At 68.9% G+C, this 20933-nt stretch carries 19 protein-coding genes; 13 read left to right on the top strand and 6 right to left on the bottom strand.

The window, feature by feature from the left end:
• Positions 1-80 precede the first annotated feature (80 nt).
• From regB to hslU, 11 genes are all read left to right on the top strand, one after another.
• Positions 81-1481 carry a sensor histidine kinase RegB gene (gene regB / locus DQG15_RS09720; protein WP_116084849.1) on the top strand — a complete coding sequence of 467 codons (1401 nt, stop codon included), beginning with the start codon at positions 81-83 and terminating at the stop codon, positions 1479-1481.
• 80 nt (positions 1482-1561) lie between these two features.
• Positions 1562-3190: a PAS-domain containing protein gene (locus DQG15_RS09715; protein WP_116084847.1), complete on the top strand. Its 1629-nt coding sequence runs from the start codon at positions 1562-1564 to the stop codon at positions 3188-3190.
• A 58-nt stretch (positions 3191-3248) separates the two neighbouring features.
• Positions 3249-3755 (top strand): tRNA (adenosine(37)-N6)-threonylcarbamoyltransferase complex ATPase subunit type 1 TsaE, encoded by a 507-nt coding sequence (tsaE, locus tag DQG15_RS09710; RefSeq protein WP_116085560.1) that lies wholly within the window; start codon positions 3249-3251, stop codon positions 3753-3755.
• Positions 3752-4768, top strand: a complete 1017-nt coding sequence (locus DQG15_RS09705) for an aminoglycoside phosphotransferase family protein (RefSeq protein ID WP_116084846.1) — start codon at positions 3752-3754, stop codon at positions 4766-4768. The genes tsaE and DQG15_RS09705 overlap by 4 nt, the downstream gene beginning before the upstream one ends.
• Positions 4744-5433, top strand: coding sequence for a nucleotidyltransferase family protein (locus tag DQG15_RS09700; RefSeq protein ID WP_232830791.1), 690 nt, complete (start codon positions 4744-4746; stop codon positions 5431-5433). Before DQG15_RS09705 ends, DQG15_RS09700 begins: the two co-directional genes overlap by 25 nt.
• Positions 5426-8368, top strand: a complete 2943-nt coding sequence (addB, locus tag DQG15_RS09695; RefSeq protein ID WP_116084844.1) for a double-strand break repair protein AddB — start codon at positions 5426-5428, stop codon at positions 8366-8368. Before DQG15_RS09700 ends, addB begins: the two co-directional genes overlap by 8 nt.
• Entirely contained in the window at positions 8365-11736 is a 3372-nt protein-coding gene (gene addA, locus DQG15_RS09690; protein WP_116084843.1) for a double-strand break repair helicase AddA, read from the top strand. The genes addB and addA overlap by 4 nt, the downstream gene beginning before the upstream one ends.
• A 95-nt stretch (positions 11737-11831) precedes the next feature.
• Positions 11832-12152 carry a thioredoxin gene (gene trxA / locus DQG15_RS09685; protein WP_116084841.1) on the top strand — a complete coding sequence of 107 codons (321 nt, stop codon included), beginning with the start codon at positions 11832-11834 and terminating at the stop codon, positions 12150-12152.
• Between the two features lie 205 nt (positions 12153-12357).
• Positions 12358-12918 carry an ATP-dependent protease subunit HslV gene (gene hslV, locus DQG15_RS09680; protein ID WP_116084840.1) on the top strand — a complete coding sequence of 187 codons (561 nt, stop codon included), beginning with the start codon at positions 12358-12360 and terminating at the stop codon, positions 12916-12918.
• Positions 12915-13964 (top strand): hypothetical protein, encoded by a 1050-nt coding sequence (locus DQG15_RS09675; protein WP_232830790.1) that lies wholly within the window; start codon positions 12915-12917, stop codon positions 13962-13964. The genes hslV and DQG15_RS09675 overlap by 4 nt, the downstream gene beginning before the upstream one ends.
• Positions 13961-15268, top strand: a complete 1308-nt coding sequence (gene hslU, locus DQG15_RS09670; RefSeq protein WP_116084838.1) for an ATP-dependent protease ATPase subunit HslU — start codon at positions 13961-13963, stop codon at positions 15266-15268. The genes DQG15_RS09675 and hslU overlap by 4 nt, the downstream gene beginning before the upstream one ends.
• Before the next feature lie 99 nt (positions 15269-15367).
• Here the strand turns inward: hslU and DQG15_RS09665 are convergent, their stop codons facing one another.
• Positions 15368-15982, bottom strand: coding sequence for a Smr/MutS family protein (locus DQG15_RS09665; RefSeq protein ID WP_232830789.1), 615 nt, complete (start codon positions 15980-15982; stop codon positions 15368-15370).
• Between the two features lie 103 nt (positions 15983-16085).
• Positions 16086-16754 (bottom strand): Tim44/TimA family putative adaptor protein, encoded by a 669-nt coding sequence (locus DQG15_RS09660; protein WP_116084837.1) that lies wholly within the window; start codon positions 16752-16754, stop codon positions 16086-16088.
• Between the two features lie 134 nt (positions 16755-16888).
• Between DQG15_RS09660 and DQG15_RS09655 the strand changes: the two genes are divergently transcribed.
• Positions 16889-17455 (top strand): FxsA family protein, encoded by a 567-nt coding sequence (locus DQG15_RS09655; RefSeq protein ID WP_116084835.1) that lies wholly within the window; start codon positions 16889-16891, stop codon positions 17453-17455.
• Positions 17456-17560: 105 nt separating this feature from the next.
• Positions 17561-18100 carry a protein-export chaperone SecB gene (gene secB / locus DQG15_RS09650; protein WP_116084833.1) on the top strand — a complete coding sequence of 180 codons (540 nt, stop codon included), beginning with the start codon at positions 17561-17563 and terminating at the stop codon, positions 18098-18100.
• Between the two features lie 4 nt (positions 18101-18104).
• On the opposite strand, the gene dnaQ is transcribed toward secB, so the two are convergent.
• Genes dnaQ through DQG15_RS09630 form a run of 4 tightly spaced genes read right to left on the bottom strand, consistent with a single transcriptional unit; the run spans position 18105 to position 20845 of the window.
• Positions 18105-18836 (bottom strand): DNA polymerase III subunit epsilon, encoded by a 732-nt coding sequence (dnaQ, locus tag DQG15_RS09645; protein ID WP_116084832.1) that lies wholly within the window; start codon positions 18834-18836, stop codon positions 18105-18107.
• On the bottom strand, positions 18829-19422 hold the full coding sequence (gene coaE / locus DQG15_RS09640; RefSeq protein ID WP_116084830.1) for a dephospho-CoA kinase: 594 nt from the start codon (positions 19420-19422) through the stop codon (positions 18829-18831). Before coaE ends, dnaQ begins: the two co-directional genes overlap by 8 nt.
• Complete coding sequence (locus DQG15_RS09635) at positions 19419-20252, bottom strand: shikimate dehydrogenase (RefSeq protein WP_116084829.1); 834 nt, start codon at positions 20250-20252, stop codon at positions 19419-19421. The genes coaE and DQG15_RS09635 overlap by 4 nt, the downstream gene beginning before the upstream one ends.
• Complete coding sequence (locus DQG15_RS09630; protein ID WP_116084827.1) at positions 20249-20845, bottom strand: nucleoside triphosphate pyrophosphatase; 597 nt, start codon at positions 20843-20845, stop codon at positions 20249-20251. The genes DQG15_RS09635 and DQG15_RS09630 overlap by 4 nt, the downstream gene beginning before the upstream one ends.
• Between the last annotated feature and the right edge of the window lie 88 nt (positions 20846-20933).

Genomic DNA, 20933 nt, shown 5'->3' with positions numbered 1-20933 from the left:
GTGCCCGGCCATGGACGCCGCCCGCGCCCGGCCTTACCCTTGCCGGACCCCCGCCCCCGCACCCCGACCGGAGACGCGACATGGCAGATCCGTCAGCCGATCTCTTCGACAGCTTCGGCGAGGAGACGAACCGCATTCGTCTCAGGACGCTGATCGTTCTGCGCTGGATCGCGATCCTCGGCCAGATCGCGGCGATCGAGGTCGGCCGGCGCGCCTTCGGCCTCGAGCTTCCGGTGCTCCTTTGCTACGCCGCAATCGGCACGGCCGTCCTCGCCAATCTCCTCGCGATCTTCCTCTACCCGGAAACGACGCGCCTGACCGAGGGGGAAACGGTCCTCACGCTGATGTTCGACGTGGTGCAGCTTGGCTTTCTGCTGATGCTGTCGGGCGGGCTCAACAATCCCTTCGCGCTCCTGATGCTGGCGCCCGTGACGATCGCGGCCACGGCGCTCCGGCTCGACTCCGCCTTGATGATCGGAGCGGCGGCGACGGCGCTGCTGACGGTCCTGGCCTTCGTCTACCTGCCGATTCGCAGCGAGGGCGGGGAGGTGCTGCACCTGCCGATCCTCTTCCTCTTCGGGTTCTGGGCGGCGACGGTCATCGGCGTCGGCTTCGTCGCGGGCTTCGTGCGCCAGGTCTCGGGGGAGATCCAGTCGATGTCCGATGCCCTCCTCGCCACGCAGATGGCCCTCGCCCGTGAGCAGAAGCTGACCGATCTCGGCGGCGTCGTCGCGGCGGCGGCGCACGAGCTGGGCACGCCGCTTGCCACCATCAAGCTCGTCAGCTCCGAGCTGGTGGACGAGCTGGGGAGCACCGCACACGGCGAGGACGCGCGCCTCATCGGCGAGCAGGCCGACCGGTGCCGGGATATCCTGCGGTCGATGGGCCGGGCCGGGAAGGACGACCTCCATGTCCGGCAGGCGCCGCTCGACGGGGTGCTGCGGGAAGCCGCGGAGCCGCACGAGAAGCGCGGCAAGGACATCGCAATCGACTGCGCGCCGGCGCCGGGTGCCGATCCGCGGCAACCCGTGATCCTGAGACGGCCGGAAATCATCCACGGTCTGCGCAACCTGATCCAGAACGCGGTGGATTTCGCCGCCACTCGCGTCTGGATCGAAGTGCGCTGGACGGAGACGCGCGTGACGCTGCGCATCACCGATGACGGGCCGGGCTTTCCGCCCAACCTGATCGGGCGGATCGGCGATCCCTTCGTCGCAAGGCGGCGCGACGGCACGACAACTGGCGGTGCGCGGCGTCCGGGATACGAGGGAATGGGCCTCGGCCTCTTCATCGCGAAGACGCTTCTGGAGCGAACCGGAGCGAAGCTGGAATTCTCCAATGCGGGCGACACGTTCGATGCGGGCGACGAGCCGGTGCGTCACGGCGCGAGCGTGCAGGTGACCTGGCCCGTTTCGGCCATCGCCGCCCCGCGCCGGGAAGACGGTGGCCTCGGCCGGAACGAACCCAATGCGTGGCCCTGACTTTTGCAATTTGCGACGAGTTAACGTCTTGTTAACTGCCTTATAGACAAGACTCCGATGAATACCGGGAGTCGCAAACCATGTTTCCCTCGCATATCGCAATGGCGGCTGGTCTGGTCGGCACGTCCCTGATCTCGGCGCTGCTGGCGGTCTTCATCACGGTCCTCATGCCGTCCCGGCGCCGGTCGACGCTGCCGCCCCTGCCGGACGGCAATCTGCGGGCCGTTTTCCTGTTCGACGGGCATGACCTCATTGATACGACGCCCGCGGCGCGGCGCCTTCTGGACGGGGTGGCGGCGGACGGTATCGATGACGGCGACGTGCGGGAGGCGGGCGGAGAGTGGCCGCGCCTCGCCGCCCGCCTCGCCCCCCGGTTTCCCGGCCTCGCCGAGCGGGTCGAGCGACTTCCCCGAACCGGCCACTTCCTCCTTCGCCCGGATCCCTCCGTCGGCGGACCGACGCTGGAGGCAGAGTGGCTCGACGGGGTGATGCGGATCACTCTCGACGCGTTCACCGGCGCCGAGGCAGAGGCCGGGAACCTCGCGCAGACGGCTGAACTCGCGACCCTGCGCGCCGTCGTCAACACCTCCCATGTGGCGATCTGGACTGAGGACCCCGACGGAGCGGTGCGCTGGGCGAACACGGCCTATCTCGATCTCGCGCGCACCCGGCTCGGCCCGGACGAGGAGCTCGGATGGCCATTGCCCCGCCTTTTCGAGCGCGTCGCCGAGGTTTCAGGCTCGCAGCCCCACCGCGTCTGCCTGCCCGGCCCCGACGGCCTCGCGCAGGCCTTCGACCTCACCGTGCGGCGGGCCCCGAAGGCGAAAGGCGCCTCGCCCGTTCCCGGATGGGGCGGCACCCTGACATGCTTCGCCACGCCGGCGGACGATCACGTGGCGGCCGAGAGGGGACGGGACGGGATCGTGCGGACCCTCGCATCCATCTTCGCGCATATCCCCTCCGGCCTCGCGATCTTCGACGGGGAATGGCGCCTCGCCCTGGTCAATCCCGCGCTCTCCCTCATCACCGGGCTGGACGAGAGCATCCTGGACGGCAAGCCCTCCCTCGGGCTCTTCCTCGATGCTCTGCGGGACCGGCGCCGCATCCCTGAACAGAAGGATTACCGAAGCTGGCGCGCCAGTCTGCTCGAGGCCGCGCGGTCAGGGTCGCACAGCGAAACATGGACGCTGCCGGACGGACGGACCCTGCGCGTCACCATCCGCCCCCATGCCGGTGACTGCATCGCGTTCGTCTTCGACGACGTGACCTCCGAAATGGCGATCACCCGACGCTTCCGCTCCGAACTGGAGCTCGGGCAGTCCATCGTGGATTCGCTGTCCGAAGCGATCGCGGTCTTCTCCTCGACCGGGAGCCTGCTGATGTCGAACGTCGCCTATGACAGGCTCTGGCAGTGCGATACGCAGCACAACCTCGGCGAGATCCGGCTGGAGGACGCCGCGCGCCATTGGCAGAGCCTCTGCGCCGAGGCTCCCGATTGGGAGGCATTTGCCGGGGCGGAGGAGGGAAAGGAGCGCCAGTCCCGTCACGCGCTTGCGCTTCATACGGACGGCCGGCGCCTGTCATGCCGGTTCACGCCGCTTCCCGGCGGGACACTCCTCGTGGGCTTTGCAGAGAAGTCGCAGCCGCGAGGGATGCGCCAGCTCGCGAGTGCGAACGCCGTTCAGTCGGAAGCCGAAGCGGCCGAGTGAGGCAAGGGCGGGCCTCGGCCGCTTGCAGCCGGACTCCGCCATCGTCATCATGCGCCGGATGATCGCGCACGCCCCCTCCCGCTCTCCCCAGATCGCCCTTCCGGACGCAGATGCGACGGAGGCCCTGGGCCGGCATCTGGCCGCCCTGCTCCAGCTGGGGGACACGCTGCTGCTCGAGGGTCCCATCGGGGCGGGCAAGTCCCACCTCGCCCGTGCGATCCTTCACGCGATGATGGCGGTGGAAGGCGGCGCGATCGAGGACGTCCCCTCCCCGACCTACACTCTCGTCCAGACCTATGCCGTTCCGCGCGGAGAGGTCTGGCACGCCGATCTCTACCGCCTTGGCGATCCGTCCGAGGTGGAGGAGCTGGGCCTCGAAGCCGCAATGGGGCGGGACATCTGCCTGATCGAATGGCCGGACAGGCTGGGCGGCGGTCCCTTCGACGGCGGCACGCTCGGCGTCTCGCTGTCCCATGACGGTGAGGGGCGGATGGTCCGGCTGACCCCCCACGGCCCGCGCGCCCAGCGCATCGCAGATACCCTTGCTCCGGAGAGCGCCCAATGAGCCGACGCGACGCCGCACGAGACTTCATCGCCGCCGCAGGATGGGGCGCGGCCGAGAACGCTCCCCTCGCCGGGGACGCCTCCAACCGCTCCTACCGCCGGCTGACGGCAGCGGATGGCTCCACCGCCGTCCTGATGGATGCGCCTCCGGAAAAGGGGGAGGATGTCCGTCCCTTCCTCGCCATCGCACGTCACCTGACCGCGCTCGGCCTCTCCGCCCCCGCGATCCTGAAGGCGGACCAGGACGCCGGCTTCCTTCTTCTCGAAGACCTCGGGGACGAACTCTATACCCACGTCGTCGAGGCGCACCCGGACAAGGAGGAGGAGCTCTACGCCGCCGCTGTCGATCTCCTCGCCGGGCTTCATCGCCACCCCGCGCCGGACAGTCTGCCGGCCTACGATGCCCCCCGTCTTGCCGAACTCGCCGCCCTGCCCTGGCGCTGGTACCGCATCGGCTGCGGAGAGGAAGAGGCCGATGCCTCGGAACTCCGGCAGGAGCTGGAAGAGATCGTCCGGACGCTTGCCGACGACACGTCGGCCCTCGCCCTGCGGGATTTCCATGCCGCGAACCTGATCTGGCTTCCGGATCGGGAGGGGCCGGCGCGGGTCGGCCTTCTCGACTTCCAGGACGCGATGTCCGCTCATCCGGTCTATGATCTCGTCTCCCTCCTCGAGGACGCTCGACGCGATGTGCCGGAGAGGATCAGGACCGCGATGGCTGAGCGGTACATGGAGAAGACAGGTCTCGAGCCCGACGAATTCGAGGCCGCCGCCGCCATCCTCGGCGCCCAGCGCGCCCTGAGGATCCTCGGCGTCTTCGCCCGCCTCTCGCTGCATTACGGCAAGACGCAGTACATCCCGCTCATTCCCCGCGTCTGGGATCACCTGCAACGTGACCTCGGCCACCCGGCCCTCGCCCGCATCCGCGAGCTGGTCTTGCGGGATCTGCCGGAGCCGACGGCCGAGCGCCTGTCCCGCATGGAGGCACAATGCGGCACGATACCTTCCCTCTGATGTTGTTCGCCGCCGGGCGCGGCACGCGGATGAAGGCCCTGACGAAAAGCCGGCCAAAGCCGCTGGTCGAGGTCGCCGGGCGCTCCCTTCTGTCCCATGCGCTCGGGCTCGGACAGGCGGCCGGCGCTGCGCCCATCGTTGCGAACGCGCACTATCTCGGCCAGCAGATCGAGGACGCGCTGGCCGGCGAGGACGTCGCCATCTCCCGCGAGGAGGTCCTGCTGGACACCGGCGGCGGCCTGCGCGCGGCGCGCCCGCTCCTCGGGGAGGGGCCGGTCTGGACGCTAAACTCGGACGCGATATGGACCGGACCGAACCCCCTTCAGGCCCTCGCGGCCGCGTGGGACCCGGACCGGATGGACGCGCTCCTCCTCCTCGTGCCGCCCGCCCAAGCGGAAGGCACGTCGAGCGCCGGAGACTTCGCCCTGGCGCCGGACGGCCGCCTCTCCCGCGGGCCGGGATACATCTACACGGGCGCGCAGATCCTCCGGCCGGACGGGCTGTCCGCGATCGGGGAGGACGTGTTCTCCCTCAACGTGCTCTGGGACAAGATCGCGGCAGAGGGACGGCTTCACGGCATCGTCTTCCCCGGAGGCTGGTGCGATGTGGGCCGGCCCGAAGGGATCGCACTCGCCGAGGCAATGCTTGAGCGCACAGATGCCTGAGCGCGGTGTCTTCGGTCTGCCCCCCGGCGTGGACTTTCCGGCGGCGTTGGTTGCCGGGCTGGAGGATCGCCTCGCAGGCGCACCGCCTGAGGACTGGGCGCGCGTCACGATCTTCGTCAATACCGGCCGGATGCAGCGCCGGCTGAAGGCTCTCTTCGAGGAGGGGCCGCCGCGGCTGCTCCCGCGCATCCGGCTCATCACCGATCTCGCGGCCGACGCGGGCTTCCCCGATCTGCCGGACGCCGAGCGCCCGCTGCACCTTCGGCTCGAACTTGCCGAACTCATGCGGCGGCTGATCGACGCAAATCCCGGCCTCGCCCCGGCCTCCGCCGCCAACGGACTTGCGGAAAGTCTCGCCGCGCTGATCGACGAGATGGCGGGTGAAGGTGTTCCACGTGAAGCGCTCGAAGGCCTCGATGTCGGCGCGCATGCCGCGCACTGGCAGCGCAGCCTCGTCATTCTCTCCGCCGCGTTCGATCATTTCGGGACCGGCGCGGAGCGTGTGCCCTCCGCCGAGGCGCGGCGGCGTCTGGTGGTTGAGGCCCTGCAGCGACGCTGGGCGGAGCGGCCGCCCGAAGACCCCGTCATCGTCGCCGGCTCCACCGGCTCGCGCGGGACCACGCGGGCGCTGATGGAAGCGGTCGCCGCCCTGCCCCGCGGCGCCGTCATCCTGCCCGGGTTCGACTTCGACATGCCGCGCGACGTCTGGTCTTCCCTCTCCTCCTCCGCCGAAGCGGAGGATCATCCGCAGTACCGCTTTGCGGCGTTCCTCGGCGCGCTCGGCCTCGCGCCGGAAGAGATCTCGCCGTGGACAGCGATCCAGTCCCCCTCGCCGGAGCGGGCGCGGCTCGTATCGCTCTCGCTGCGTCCGGCTCCCGTCTCGGACCGCTGGATGGAGGAAGGGCCGAAGCTGGAGGGTCTGGACCGCGCCGCCGCCGGCCTGACCCTGATCGAGGCGCCGGATCCGGCATCGGAGGCGGCCGCCATCGCGCTCTGCCTCCGCCGCGCCATCGACGAGGGCAAGAGCGCGGCACTGGTAACGCCCGATCGGCTACTGGGCCGGCGCGTCACCGCTGCGCTCGATCGCTGGGGCATCCGCCCCGATGACAGCGCCGGCATCCCGCTGAACCAGTCCGCCCCCGGTCGCCTCCTGCGGCAGATCGCCGAGGCCGCGGGCGAGGGGCGTCTGCCGCTCGCGGGTCTGCTGATGCTTCTGAAGCATCCGCTCGTCGCGACGGGCGGCGAGAACCGGCGCAGGCACACCCTTCTCGTCCGCCGGCTGGAGCCGTGGCTGCGACGGAAGGGCCTGCCCTATCCCGGTAAGGACGCCCTCTTCGAATGGGCCCGGGACGAGGAACAGTCGGCGTGGGCGGCGTGGGTCTCGGAGCGCCTCGCCGATCTGTCCGCGCTGCCATCCGAAGCAACCATCGGGACGCACATGGCCGCGCAGCTCGCCGTCGCCGAGGCGCTGGCGGCCGGCCCCGGAGAGACGGGATCGGGGGGCCTCTGGGAGCAGGCCGCCGGATATTCCGCAAGGTCGGTCGCCGAGATGCTGCTGGACGCGGGAGAGACCGGCGGCGCCATGCCCGCGCGGGACTTCTCGGATCTCCTCGCTGGCGAGCTCGCGGCCCTTCCCGTCCGGGACCCGCGCCTCGCCGATCCCCGCGTCGCGATCTGGGGCACGCTCGAGGCACGGGTCGGCGGTGCCGACGTCACCATCCTCGGCGGTCTGGCTGAAGGCGTCTGGCCCGCCTCCCCTGCCCCCGATCCTTGGCTCAACCGGGTGATGCGGGACCAGGTCGGCCTCCTGCTGCCGGAACGCCGGATCGGCCTTGCCGCGCATGACTACCAGATGGCGGTCTGCGGCGCGGAGGTCGTGCTCAGCCGGCCGCTCCGGGATGCGGAGGCAGAGACGGTCCCTTCCCGCTGGCTCAACCGCCTGACGAACCTGCTCGGCGGGCTCGGCCCGTCCGGCGAAGCCGCCCTCGAGGGAATGCGCGGGCGAGGCGCGACGCTGCTGGCGGAGGCGAAGGCCCTCGATCTGCCCGTGGAGACCGTCCCGCCCGCCGAGCGCCCGTCCCCGCGCCCACCGGAGGATGCGCGGCCGACGGAGCTGCCCGTTACCTCGGTCCAGCGCCTGATCCGCGACCCCTACGAGATTTACGCCCGCCGGATCCTTGGCCTCCAGCCGATGCCTCCGCTGGCTCCGCTTGCCGATGCCGGGATGAAGGGAAGCCTGCTGCACAGGATGATGGAAGCGTTTCTCAAGGCGCGGGAGGAGTGGCGCGGCGATCCTGCAAAGGCCGCCGTGGTGCTCGAACGGATCTCGCAGGAGATGCTGACCGAGGCGGAGGACTGGCCGATGGAGCGCGCTGTCTGGGCCGCCCAGCTGTCGGACGACCTCCCCGCGCTCGCCTCCGCCGAGGTCGCGCGGCTCTCCCTCGGGGAACCTGCGCTTCAGGAACGCAAGGGCCGGGCCTCGCTCACCGGGCAGGACTTCACCCTGACCGCGACGCCCGACCGGGTGGACCGGCTGACGGACGGGCGATACGCGCTCTACGACTACAAGACGGGGACCGTGCCGTCCGAGAAGGTGGTTGCCGCGTTCGACTTCCAGCTGCCCCTGACGGCCGCCCTGCTCGAGCGTGGCGGGTTCGACGGGCTGCCCGCCGCGGAGGTGGCGACGCTCGCCTACCTGAAGATGGACGGCGAGGACCGAAACGTCGGGGAGCTCGACAAGGAAGGCCGGCGCCGCGCCGACGTCGCGTGGGAGGGCCTGCACCGGCTGATCGCGCGCTATGCCCGCCGCGCGCAGGGCTACACCGCCCGCCGCGCCCTGATGACGACCGCCCGGGAAGGCGATTACGACCACCTCTCCCGCCATGGGGAATGGACCATCGCGGATGAGGCACGGCCCGAGGAGGTCGGCCCATGAGCCGGTTCGACGACGCGACGCTCCGGCAGATCCGCGCGGGCGATCCGGACCGCTCCACCTGGGTCGCCGCCAATGCGGGCTCCGGCAAGACGCGGGTGCTGACGGATCGCGTGGCGCGGCTCCTCCTGCGGGGTGTGCCGCCGCAGAACATCCTGTGCCTGACCTACACCAAGGCCGCCGCGTCGGAGATGCAGAACCGCCTGTTCAAGCGGCTCGGCGAGTGGGCGATGATGCCGGATGCGGAGCTCCTGGCGAAGCTCGCCGATCTGGAGGAGGAGCCGCCGGACCGCGCCGCCTCCCTCGCCGAGGCCCGCCGCCTCTTCGCCCGCGCCATCGACGCGCCGGGCGGGCTGAAGACCCAGACGATCCACTCCTTCTGTGCGGGGCTCCTCCGCCGCTTTCCGGTCGAGGCCGGCATTCCGCCCGGCTTCTCCGAGATCGATGACGAGGCGGGGGCGGAGCTGGTCGCGGGTATCGTCGGGCGCCTCGCGGAAGACCATCCGGATGCCTTCGCCGGCCTTGCGCGGCTGCCCGGGGGCGGCGACCCGATGTCGCTCGCGCTCGAGATCACCGGCCTTCAGGACGAGCTGCCGGGCGACGCCAGCGAGGCCGCGGTCTTCCGCGCGCTCGGGCTGCCTGAAGGGACGACGCGGGACGCAGCTCTCACCGCCCCGTTCGATGCGATCCCGCCCGGCGGGGCCGAAGGGCTGGCCGAACGTCTTGCCGCGCAGACGGCGACCTCGAAGAAGGTGGCGGACGCGCTGGTCGACCTGGAGAACAACGGCCCGTCCCCCGAGCGGATAAGCGCGCTGACGAAGGCGCTCCTCGTCCGGGACGGGGACCGGATGAACAAGAATGTCCTCTCCGAGAAGCGCCGGCCGAACATCGAGCCGTGGCTGGAGACGTTCGATCAGCTCGTCGAGGACTGCATCGCCTCGGGCGACACGCTCCGATGCCTCGATGCCGCGGAAAAGACGCTGACGCTTCACGCCTTCGCGGCGCTGTTCCTGCCCGAGTGGCGGGCGGCGAAGCTGTCCCGCGGATGGCTCGATTTCGACGACCTGACCCGGGGCGCCGAGCGGCTTCTGACGCGGGAGGGCGTTGCGGACTGGGTGCTCTACAGGCTCGACGGCTCGCTGGATCACGTCCTGGTGGACGAGGCGCAGGATACGAGCCCCGAGCAATGGCGGGTGATCGACCGTCTAACGGCGGAGTTCGCGGCAGGCCTCGGCGCGGGAGAGGACCGGCCCCGCACCGTCTTCGCCGTGGGAGACCCCAAGCAGTCGATCTATTCCTTCCAGGGCGCGGACCCCTCGGGCTTCGAGCGGATGCGCGCGCGGTTCTCGGAGCGCCTGACGGCAGCCGGACGCGCGTTCCAGCGCAGCGAACTGACCCATTCGTTCCGCTCTGCGCCGGCGATCCTTCGCACCGTGGACACCGTCTTCCGAAGCGACCGGCGCGAGGGGATGGGGGATTATACCGATCATATCGCTTTCAACAGCGAGATGCCGGGGCGCGTCGATCTGTGGCCCAACGTGGAGCCCGAGGAGAGCGCCGCGGACGAGGACTGGACGGATCCCGTGGACCTGCCCGGCAGCCATTCGGCCCCCGTGATCCTCGCCCGCCGGATCGCGTCCGAAGTGCAGCGGATGATCCGGGAGGAGGTGCTGTGGGGGCCGGCCCGGGAGGGGCATCCGCCGCGGCGGATCGGACCGGGGGACATCCTGATCCTCGTCCAGGGCCGCGGGCCGCTGTTCCACGAGATCATCTCGGCCTGCAAGGAGGCGGAGCTGGAGGTGGCCGGGGCGGATGTGCTGCGGCTGACGGAGGACCTCGCGGTCAGGGACCTGCTTGCGCTTCTGTCCTTCGTCTCGTTGCCGGAGGACGACCTCTCGCTGGCCGCGATCCTGCGCTCTCCCCTCTTTGGCTGGTCCGAGGACGACCTCTTCCGCCTTGCGCACGGACGGCGCGTGCCGCTCTGGGCCGTGCTTCGGGAACGGCAGGAGGTTCACCCCGAGACCCATGCCATCCTGCGGGACCTTCTCGATCAGGCCGACTACCTCCGCCCCTTCGAGCTTCTGACCCGCATCCTCGTGCGCCATGACGGGCGCCGCCGCCTCGTCGCCCGTCTCGGCCGGGAAACCGAGGATGCGATCGAGGCGCTGCTGACCCGCGCGCTGAGGTTCGAGGAGGAGGGCATACCGGGGCTGACCGCCTTCCTCGCCTCCGTGGAGGGGACGGATCTCAAGGTGAAACGCCGCCCCGAGGCGCGGGGCGGGAAACTGCGCGTGATGACGGTGCACGGCGCGAAGGGTCTCGAAGCGCCCGTCGTGTTCCTGCCGGATACATCGCTCCGTCCCGAGCGGATGCGGGGGAGACTGGTCGCGACGCCGGATGGCCTGCCCGTTTGGGCCTCAAGCAAGGCGGAGGCGTCCAGCAGCATCGCCGAGTTCCGGGAAGCCGCCCTCGAGAAGGAGCGGCAGGAGCGCAGACGGCTCCTCTACGTCGCCATGACGCGGGCGGAGCAATGGCTGATCGTCGGCCATGCCGGAAAGGAGCCGAAGGACGCGTCCTGGTACGCCGAGGTGGCCGAAGGGTTGGAGGCGGCCGGTGCGGTCTCGATCGAGATGCCTGGCGGCGAGGGGCTGCGGCTCGAGGAATTCTGGCGCGATGAAGTGCTGCCACCCGCCCCCGAGACCGTGGCGCAGACACCACCGGACGCCAGAGATCCCGGCCGACCCTTCCCGCCGCCTGCCCCGCGGGCGGTCCTGACACCGTCCGACATGGGCGGAGCGAAGGTCCTGTTCCTGCCGGTGGCGGAGCCGGGTCCGGAGGGCGCGCTTCCCCTGCCCGAAGAAGAGGCGCTGCAACGCGGCCGCCGCATCCACCTCCTGCTGGAACACCTGCCCGCTTACCCGAGGGGCGAATGGCCACGGCTCGCGCCGGCGATCCTGCGGAGTGCCGGCGAGGAGACGGAGGAGTGGGACGCCCTTCTGGACGAGGCCGCGCGCGTTCTTTCGGACGAATTGCTCGCCCCGCTCTTTTCAAGCGAGGCGCTGGCGGAAGTGGAGATCACGGCGGATCTGCCGGGACGCCCCGAGCGTCTCCGCGGTGTGATCGACCGGCTGATCGTGACGCCCGAAGTCGTGACCGCGGTGGACTTCAAGACGAACGCCATCGTTCCTGCGCGCGCGGAGGACGTCCCGGACGGCCTGCTGCGCCAGATGGGCGCCTATTCCGCCGCGCTGCAAACGCTTTACCCCGGACGGCGCATCGACACCGCGATCCTCTGGACCCGCACCCCCGAGCTCATGCCGCTGCCCGCCGGGCTCACCCGCGATGCCCTCGCCCGGACGCCGCTCGCTTGACGCATCAGGGGGGCGGACATATCTCGGCCTCTGAACATGTCAGTTCAGCCGGGGTCCTCCCGGCGATGAACGCCTCAATTTCAGGAGACAGCGCGATGGCAACCCAAGCCGTGACCGACGCGACCTTCGACGCCGAAGTGAAGCAATCCGACCTGCCCGTGGTCGTCGATTTCTGGGCCGAATGGTGCGGGCCCTGCAAGCAGATCGGCCCCTCGCTCGAGGAAATCAGTGAAGAGATGGGCGACAAAGTGAAGATCGTTAAGGTCAACGTCGACGAGAACCCGCAATCGCCGCAGGCGATGGGCGTCCGCGGCATTCCGGCGCTCTTCCTCTTCAAGGATGGCGAAGTCGTCTCCAACAAGATCGGTGCCGCGCCCAAGGCCGCGCTCAAGGACTGGATCGAAGAGTCGATCTGAGCCCACCGAGGCTGATCCGAGTTGATGGAAAGGGGCGCTTCGGCGCCCCTTTTTTCATGCCGCGCCCCGGCAGCCCCGCGCGCCCCACCGGCTGGAACCCCCCGTTTTCAATGCGCTGCCGATCGCCGTCCGTCCGGCCCGCCCGGTTGCGAGGAGCCTAAGGGGGGGCCATATAGCGCCCTGCACTGATTAACGGAGCGACTTCATGAGCGACTTTCCCGGCTGGCACGGCACGACAATCATCGGCGTGCGCAAGGGCGGCCGCGTCGTCGTCGCAGGCGACGGACAGGTTTCCCTGGGGCAGACCGTGATCAAGGGTACCGCCCGCAAGGTCCGCCGCCTGTCCCCCGGCGGCTCCGACGTCGTGGCCGGGTTCGCCGGATCGACCGCCGATGCCTTCGCGCTTCTCGAGCGGCTGGAAGCCAAGCTGGAAAAGACGCCCGGTCAGCTCCAGCGCGCCTCGGTCGAACTCGCCAAGGACTGGCGGACGGACAAGTACCTCCAAAAGCTCGAAGCCATGCTGATCGTCACCGACGGGACGGAACTTCTGGTCATCACCGGCGCGGGGGACGTGCTTGAGCCGGAACACGATGTCGCCGCCATCGGATCGGGCGGCAACTTCGCCCTCGCTGCCGCCCGCGGTCTGATGGAAGGCGATTTCGATGCCGAGGAGATCGCCCGGAAGGCCATGGCGATCGCGGCCGACATCTGCGTCTACACCAACGGCAATGTCCTCGTGGAAACGATCGAGGGCGCCTCTTCGTGAGCGTCGGCGCCGAGGACATCCGCGCCGCCGTGCGCGCCGGCATGATCTCCGAGGCGCAGGCCGCGTCTTTGATGGCGCTGTCCGATGCGCGGCGCGGCGCGCGGGAAAATCTGGACGGGCTGGACGAGCCGTTCGAGCTCTTCCGGGGGTTCAACGAAATCTTCATCGTCGTCGGCCTCGGCATCCTCTACGGCGGATGCATCAGCGTCCTCGCGGCGCGGTTCTTCACCGGCAATGGCGACCTGATCGGGGCGCTCGCCCTCCTCGCGGGGCTCTTCGGGCTTTCGGTCTATTTCACGCTCCGGCGCCGGATGGTCGCGCCCTCCATCGCGCTCGTCGTCATGACGACGCTGACCGGGGTCGCGCTCGGCGCCTCGCTGATGGATGCCACGGGATACGCCTACAGGCTGCCCGTGATGCTGGGTACGGCGACGCTGGCGGCGCTGGTGCATTTCCTGTTCTTCCGGGTTCCCTTCGGCGCGGCCGTCATTTCGCTCGGTATCATCGCAACGCTCTCCGCCGCCCTCGTCGGTGAAGTGCCGCGGATGCCGGACCTGCTTCTACTGTCGCAAAGCGGGCCCGCAGCCTGGATCACCATCGGCGTGGGCCTTTGCACCCTCGTTCTCGCGCTCCGGCTCGACCTGTCCGATCCGCACCGCGTCACCCGGCGGGCGGCGACGGCCTTCTGGCTGCACGTTGTCGCGGCGCCCGCAATCGTCAATTCCGTGGCTTTGTCTCTCCTCGACGCGGAGTGGGCCGGCTCCGACGCCGTTCTGCTGCTTTTCATCGCCATTGCCGCGCTCTTCGCCGTGGTCATCGACCGCCGCTCCTTCCTCGTTTCGGGTGTGGGCTACGTCGTGGCGCTGTCGTTCACCGTCCTCGACGAGTCCGCGCCGCTCGCGGTCATCGCGCTTGGTGCCGGGCTCGTCCTTCTGGGCGCGTTCTGGGAACGCCTGCGCGCCGGATTGATGAACGCCCTACCCCGTTTTCCCGGCAAGGATCGCTTGCCGCCATGGACCCTGATCGCTTCCAAGGAGGCCCAATGACCGACCTGACCCCACGCGAGATCGTCAGCGAGCTCGACCGTTTCGTCATCGGACAGAAGGACGCCAAGCGCGCCGTCGCTGTCGCCCTGCGCAACCGCTGGCGCCGCAGCCAGCTCGGCCCGGAGCTGCGGGACGAGGTGTATCCCAAGAATATCCTGATGATCGGCCCCACCGGCGTCGGCAAGACCGAGATCAGCCGCCGCCTCGCCAAGCTGGCACGGGCGCCCTTCATGAAGGTCGAGGCGACGAAGTTCACCGAGGTCGGCTATGTCGGCCGGGACGTGGAGCAGATCATCCGGGATCTGATGGATGCCGCCATCGCGATGACCCGCGAACACATGCGCGAGGAGGTCAAGACCCGCGCTCGCGAGGCCGCCGAGGACCGCGTCCTGGCTGCCGTCGCCGGCGAAGGCGCACGGGCGCAGACGCTGGAGATGTTCCGCCGCAAGCTTCACGCCGGTGAACTGGACGATACCGAGATCGAGCTGGAGATCGCCGAGGCGCCGCCCTCGATGCCGATGATGGAGATTCCCGGCCAGCCCGGCGGCGGAATGGGCGGCATGAATCTCGGCGACATCTTCGGGAAGGCCTTCGGCGGGCGCACCGTGAAGAAGCGCATGACCGTCGCCGCCAGCTACGAGGTGCTGATCGGCGAGGAGGCCGACAAGCTGCTCGACGACGAGACCGTGAAAGCCGCCGCGAAGGAGGCGGTCGAGGAGAACGGCATCGTCTTCATCGACGAGATCGACAAGGTCTGCGCCCGGTCCGATGCGCGCGGCGGCGATGTCTCCCGCGAGGGCGTGCAGCGGGACCTGCTGCCCCTGATCGAAGGGACGACCGTCTCCACCAAGCACGGGCCGATCAAGACGGACCACATCCTCTTCATCGCCTCCGGTGCCTTCCACGTCGCCAAGCCCTCGGACCTGCTTCCGGAGCTTCAGGGCCGGCTGCCGATCCGGGTGGAACTGAGCGCCCTGACGGAAGGCGACTTCGTCCGGATCCTCACGGAGACGGACAATGCTCTCACCCGGCAATATGCCGCCCTGATGAAGACCGAGGGCGTCGCCGTCGAGTTCACCGACGAGGGCATCCACGCCATCGCCCGCATCGCGGCGGAGGTGAACGGCAGCGTCGAGAATATCGGCGCCCGGCGGCTCTATACCGTCATCGAACGCGTGTTCGAGGAGCTGAGCTTCGCCGCGGCGGACAAGGCCGGCGAGGACGTGACCATCGACGCGGACTACGTCGAGAGGAACATCGGCGAGCTGTCCCGCTCCACGGATCTCAGCCGCTACGTGCTCTGAGGGCCCGTCTCGCCGGCGTCATCGGATAGGGTCCGGGCCTCTCCCCGATGCCCGCCGGTCTCGCGGCGGCGGACCGCACAGCGCGGACCGTCGCAGCCCCTACCCCCGCCTGCGGGCGAGGTAGACGTAGTAGGCCCCTGATCCGCCGTGGCGTTCATGGGCCGGGGTGATCTGCTGAACCACCGGTCCGAGCGGCGGAAGCCGGAGCCAGTCCGGCACCTGATGGCGCAGGATGCCGCGAGGCACCGGGATAGGTCCGTCACCCGGCCTGTCCCTGCCCTTTCCGGTGACCACGAGAACGAGGCGCTTTCCGTCCGACGCCGCGCGCAGGATGAAGGAAACGAGCACCGGGTGCGCCGCCGACAGCGTCATTCCGTGCAGATCGATCTTCGCCTCGGGCCTCAGCTTTCCGCGCACCATGCGGCGATGCGCCTTAGCATCCATCGTGACGGGCGCGGCGCGCAGGCGGCTCTCGATGGCCGGCGCGCTGGTCGTTGCGGGACCGCGGGGCGCCTTTGACCTCTCACCGAGGCGGAACGGCGGGATCGGCGGGGCCAGGGCGTCGGGGGCGAAGTCTTTCTGCGGCTGCGGCCCCTCGGACGGTTTCTCATGCGCGCGCATCGATTTTGGAAGCGGCGCCGTGCGGCGGACGGAGGCGGACACCTCGCGCCAGACAGCGAGGTCGTCGTCGCTGAGCTTCCGCCGCCGGCTCACGATGCGCTCACGTCACAGCAAAAGACCGGCCCCGCGTGGGAGGCCGGCCCGGTCACGACCGCAACCTGTGCAAAGGTATCGCCCGGCAGGGACTGCCCCTGCCTCATTCTCCGGTGGCGACCAGCTTCCAGTTCGGATCGCCGACGCCCATCTTCCGTGCAAAGCTCCAGACATCGCGCTGGCGGCGGATCGTCTGGGCATCGCCCTCGATGACCTCGCCCGCGGCGTCCTTCACGACAGAGGTCAGCTCGCCGACGAAGCGCACGGTGATCTCCGCCATCTCTTCGGCCCGATCGTAGGTCGCCTCGACGATCCCGATTTCCCGCAGGCCGACGAAGTTCGCATCGACGGTCAGCCCCTGCGCGTCGCGTTCGGCGACAACATCGGCAAAGGCCTGGTAGACGTCGTCGGCGAGGAAGGGACGCACCTCCGTCAGATCGCCCTGCTCGAAGGCCATCAGGATCATCTCGTAGGCTCCGCGCGCACCCGACAGGAACTCGCCGACGTTGAAGGACGGCTCGGCGTTCTTCATGGCCGCGATCGCCTTGGCGCTCTCGCTGTCCTCGGGAACGTGGTCGATGATGTCACGGTCCGGTCCGCCCTCGATCACCTCGAATTCCGGCCGGTTCGCCGGGCGGCTGTTCGGCGTCTCGCCCGCGGGGAGTGTGGGTTTCTCGTACCCCTCCCGCGTCCCGAGAACGGATTTCAGGCGCACAATCAAGAATATCGCAATTCCTGCCAGCACGAGAAGCTGGATCACGGCAGCACTCATTGGAACCTCGTTTCGGGTCGGGGTTGGTAAGCCCCCATCGCGTTCCCTATGTAAGGTCGGCACATGCCCAAGTCCACCGAGGCCGGCACGGCTTCGCAACGCGAAGTCCCGGCTGACGACATTTAAGGATCACGATGCCGCTATTCCTGCTCTTTCTCGTCGTGCCGCTGATCGAGATCGCACTCTTCATTCAGGCCGGAGAGATCGTCGGCCTCGGGTGGATCCTGCTCACCGTGATCGTGACCGCGATCGCCGGGACCTGGCTGGTCAAGAAGCAGGGACGCGGCGTGCTCAGGGAGCTCCAGCTCTCCATGAGCGAGATGCGCGATCCCTCCCGGCCCCTGGCGCATGGGGCGATGATCCTCTTCGCCGGGGCGCTTCTTCTGACACCGGGTTTCTTCACGGACACGGTGGGTCTGCTTCTGTGCATCCCCGCCGTGCGGGACTGGGCCTGGTCCCGCATCGGCAAGCGCGTTGTCGTGATGAGCGCCGGCGGCGCGCGGCGGGCCGGCCCCGGCGCACCGCCGCGCGGCGGTCCCGGCCCCCGGCCCGGCGGAGATCCGCGGTTCGGTGCGGGCCCGGGAGGGCGGACGCCGCCCCGGCCCGGCCCGATCATCGAAGGCGACTACGAAGAGACCGATCCCGAGGAGACGCCCTCCGATCCTCCGCGTTCGGGCTCATCCGGCTGGACGAAGACCTGATCCCGCAAATTGAGCCGCGAATGCCCTTCAGTTGAGGGATCATCGAGGGTTTGATATGCCCTCGCCCGACTTTCACGATTTTACAGAACAACCCGAGGAGTTCCCATGTCCGACACCCCCGCCGATACCGGCACCGACGCGCAGCAGCCCCAGACCAATGGCAGCGCCCCGGCCGCGCCGAAGATGCAGGTCCTCGCGCAATACATTCGCGACATGTCCTTCGAGAACATGCTCGCGCAGAAGGGTGCGCAGGGCGACGTGAAGCCGGACGTCCAGATCCAGGTGAATCTCGATGCCAAGAAGCGGAACGTCGAGAACCAGTTCGAGGTGATCCTCAAGTTCCGTGTGGAGAGCAAGAACAAGGAAGGCGACTCCACGCTCTTCCTCCTCGAGCTCGAATATGCCGGCATCTTCCAGATCGAGAACGTTCCGAACGAGCAGATGCACCCGTTCCTGCTGATCGAATGCCCGCGGATGCTGTTCCCCTATGTCCGCCGCATCGTCGGAGACGTGACGCGGGACGGTGGCTTCCCGCCGCTCAACATGGAGAACATCGACTTCGTCCAGCTGTACCGGCAGGATCTCGTCCGCCGCAGCAAGGCGAAGGCCGCCGAGGCGCAGGACGCGCCGGTCGGCACCGCCTGATCTCTCAGGACGCCTTCGCCGCCGGCATCTCGAAGCTGGCCCAGAGGGCGTCCGATCCCAGCCGCTCCACGAGAGCGGCATGGGCCGCGATCTCTTCCTCCGTCAGCCGCGGGGGAAGAGGCTCAGGGCGGGACAGCGGCGTCCAGCCCGGTTGCGCCCGCGCCTTCGCCTCCTCCCGGTCACGGGACGCCGCGTCCCGCTCCGGCGCGAGGACAAGGTCCGGCTGACGCCCCCCGATCAGTTCCAGATAGACTTCGGCGAGGATCTCGCTGTCGAGCAGCGCGCCGTGCTTCGTGCGCGCGGAGTTGTCGATCCCGAACCGGCGGCAGAGCGCATCGAGCGAGGACGGCGAGCCGGGAAAGCGGCGCCGTGCGATGGCGAGCGTGTCGAGCGCCTGATCCGCAGGCAAGGTCCGCTTGCCGCACCATCCAAGCTCGGCATTGAGAAAGCGCATGTCGAACTCGGCATTGTGGATGACGAGCTTGGCGTCCTGAACGAAGTCCAGAAACTGTTGGGCGATCTTCTCGAAGACGGGCTTGTCCGCGAGGAACTCCGAACTGATGCCGTGGACGTTGAACGCGCCTTCGGGCATGTCCCTCAGCGGATTGATGTAGACGTGGAACGTCTTCCCGGTGGGCATGTGGTTATGAAGCTCGACGGCCCCGATTTCGACGATCCGGTGACCGTCATGGGGATCGAGTCCCGTGGTTTCGGTATCGAGCACGATCTCACGCAAGGCGGGTCTCCACGTCTTTCATCACCTCTCGCACCCCGGCCCGCGCGCTGTCCAGCGTCGTCGTGTCGATGATGCGGTCCGCCCGGACGCGCTTCTCGGAATCGGGCATCTGCTTCGACAGGATGCGCTCGAAGGCCGCCTCCGTCATCCCCTCCCGCTCCAGGACGCGGCGTCGCTGCTCCCGCGCGGAGGTGGACACGCAAACGGTCATGTCCATCCAGCGATCCGATCCATTCTCGAACAGAAGCGGGATGTCGAAGAGCAGGAGGGGCGCGGCGGCCTCGCGCGCAAATCGGTTTCGATCCTCGGCAACGAGGGGATGCACGACCGCCTCGATCTGCGCGAGCGCCGAGTCATCCCCGGCGATCCACGTCTTCAGCCGCTCGCGGCTCACGGCACCGTCCACGATGGCGTCCGGCCGAAGCGCCTTCATGGGCGCGACGGCGGCCCCATCCCTGCCGTAGAGGCGATGCACGGCGGCGTCCGCATCCCACACGGCGACGCCCTCCTCGGCGAACATGCGCGCGGTGGTGGACTTGCCCATACCGATGGAGCCGGTGAGGCCGATGCGGAACGGGCGGCTCATGCCGAGAGTGCAGCGTCACGCAACGCGTCGTCCACGAGCGGGCGCGTGCCGAACCAACGCTCGAAGCCGGGCACGGCCTGATGCAGCAACATCCCGAGCCCGTCCACGATGCGGGCGCCCCGCGCCTCGGCACGATCCAGAAAGTCGGTGCGAAGCGGCGCGTAGACGAGGTCATTGACGACCGCGCCCGGCTCGATCCCGTCCAGCGGGACGCGAAACTCCGGCTTGCCGACCATGCCGAGCGACGTCGTGTTCACCACGGTCGCCGCTCCTTCGAGGATCGTGCCGGCCTTCACCCAGTCCACCACGGTGATCTTTGGGCCGAACTCCGAGCGCAGGGCATCCGCGCGCGCGCGACCGCGGTTCGACAGGCGGATTTCGGAAACGCCGGCATCGATCAGCGCCGTGATCACCGCGCGGGACGCGCCGCCTGCGCCGAAGACGGCCGCCGGGCCTGCCTTAGGATCCCAGCCGGGCGCGTTCTGGCGGAGGTTGGCGAGGAAGCCGTAGCCGTCGGTATTGTCCGCGTGAACCTTGCCGTCTTCCCGAAATATCAAGGTGTTGGCTGCTCCGATCAGGGACGCGCGATCAGTGACGAGATCGGCTAGGGAGAGGACGGCCTCCTTGTGCGGCAACGTCACGTTCAGCCCCACGAAGCCCATCTTCGGCAACGTCCGGATGACCTGCGGCAGGTCGGAATGACTGACCTGCATCGGAATGTAGTGGCCCCGCAGGCCAAGGCTCTTCAGCCAGTAGCCGTGAACCGCCGGGGATTTCGAATGCCCGATCGGCGATCCGATGACGCCGGCAAGGGGAATGCGCTCGCTCATGCTTCGATGTCTCCTGTCAGCGCGAGATACGACAACAGGGGCAAGAGGGGCAAACCGAGGATGGTGAACGGATCGCCCTGCACCTGCGCGAAGAGCCGGGCGCCCTCCGCCTCGATCAGGTAACCGCCGACGGAATGGCGAATCGTCTCCCAGTTCCGGGCGACATACGCATCAAGATAAGCCTCCGACGGCTGCCGCATGGTCATCCGGGCGGACGTGATCTGCCGCCACACGGGCTCGCCGCCGCGATAGATCACCGCGGACGAATGCAGGAAATGCGTTTTTCCCGACAGGCGGGCGAGCTGGTCGCGCGCGGCCTCCTCAGTTGCGGGCTTCGACAGGATCTCGCCCTCCAGATCCAGAACCTGGTCCGACCCGATGACCAGAGCGTCCGGATCCCGCTGCGCTCCCCGCCGCGCCTTGTGCTCCGCAAGCGCGTCCGCAACGTCCCGCGGCCGGGCGCCCTCGGCGGTAAGCGCCATCTTCACGGCGTCTTCGTCCACGCGAACTGGGCTCACGCGGTGCGCGACGCCGGCCTTCGCCAGCATCTCCGTCCGGGTCCGCGAGCCGGAAGCGAGAACGATCTCGGTCATTGTACAAACCTGTGGATAAGTCTGAGGATAGCTGTTGGCATCTGTGTGACTTCCGTGAGCCCGCTCGTCCAGCCCCGGCCGATCTGGG

It is taken from the genome of Tropicimonas sp. IMCC34011, assembly GCF_003390865.1.
Taxonomy (GTDB): domain Bacteria; phylum Pseudomonadota; class Alphaproteobacteria; order Rhodobacterales; family Rhodobacteraceae; genus Tropicimonas_B.
This window is presented reverse-complemented; position numbering and strand designations above follow the sequence as displayed.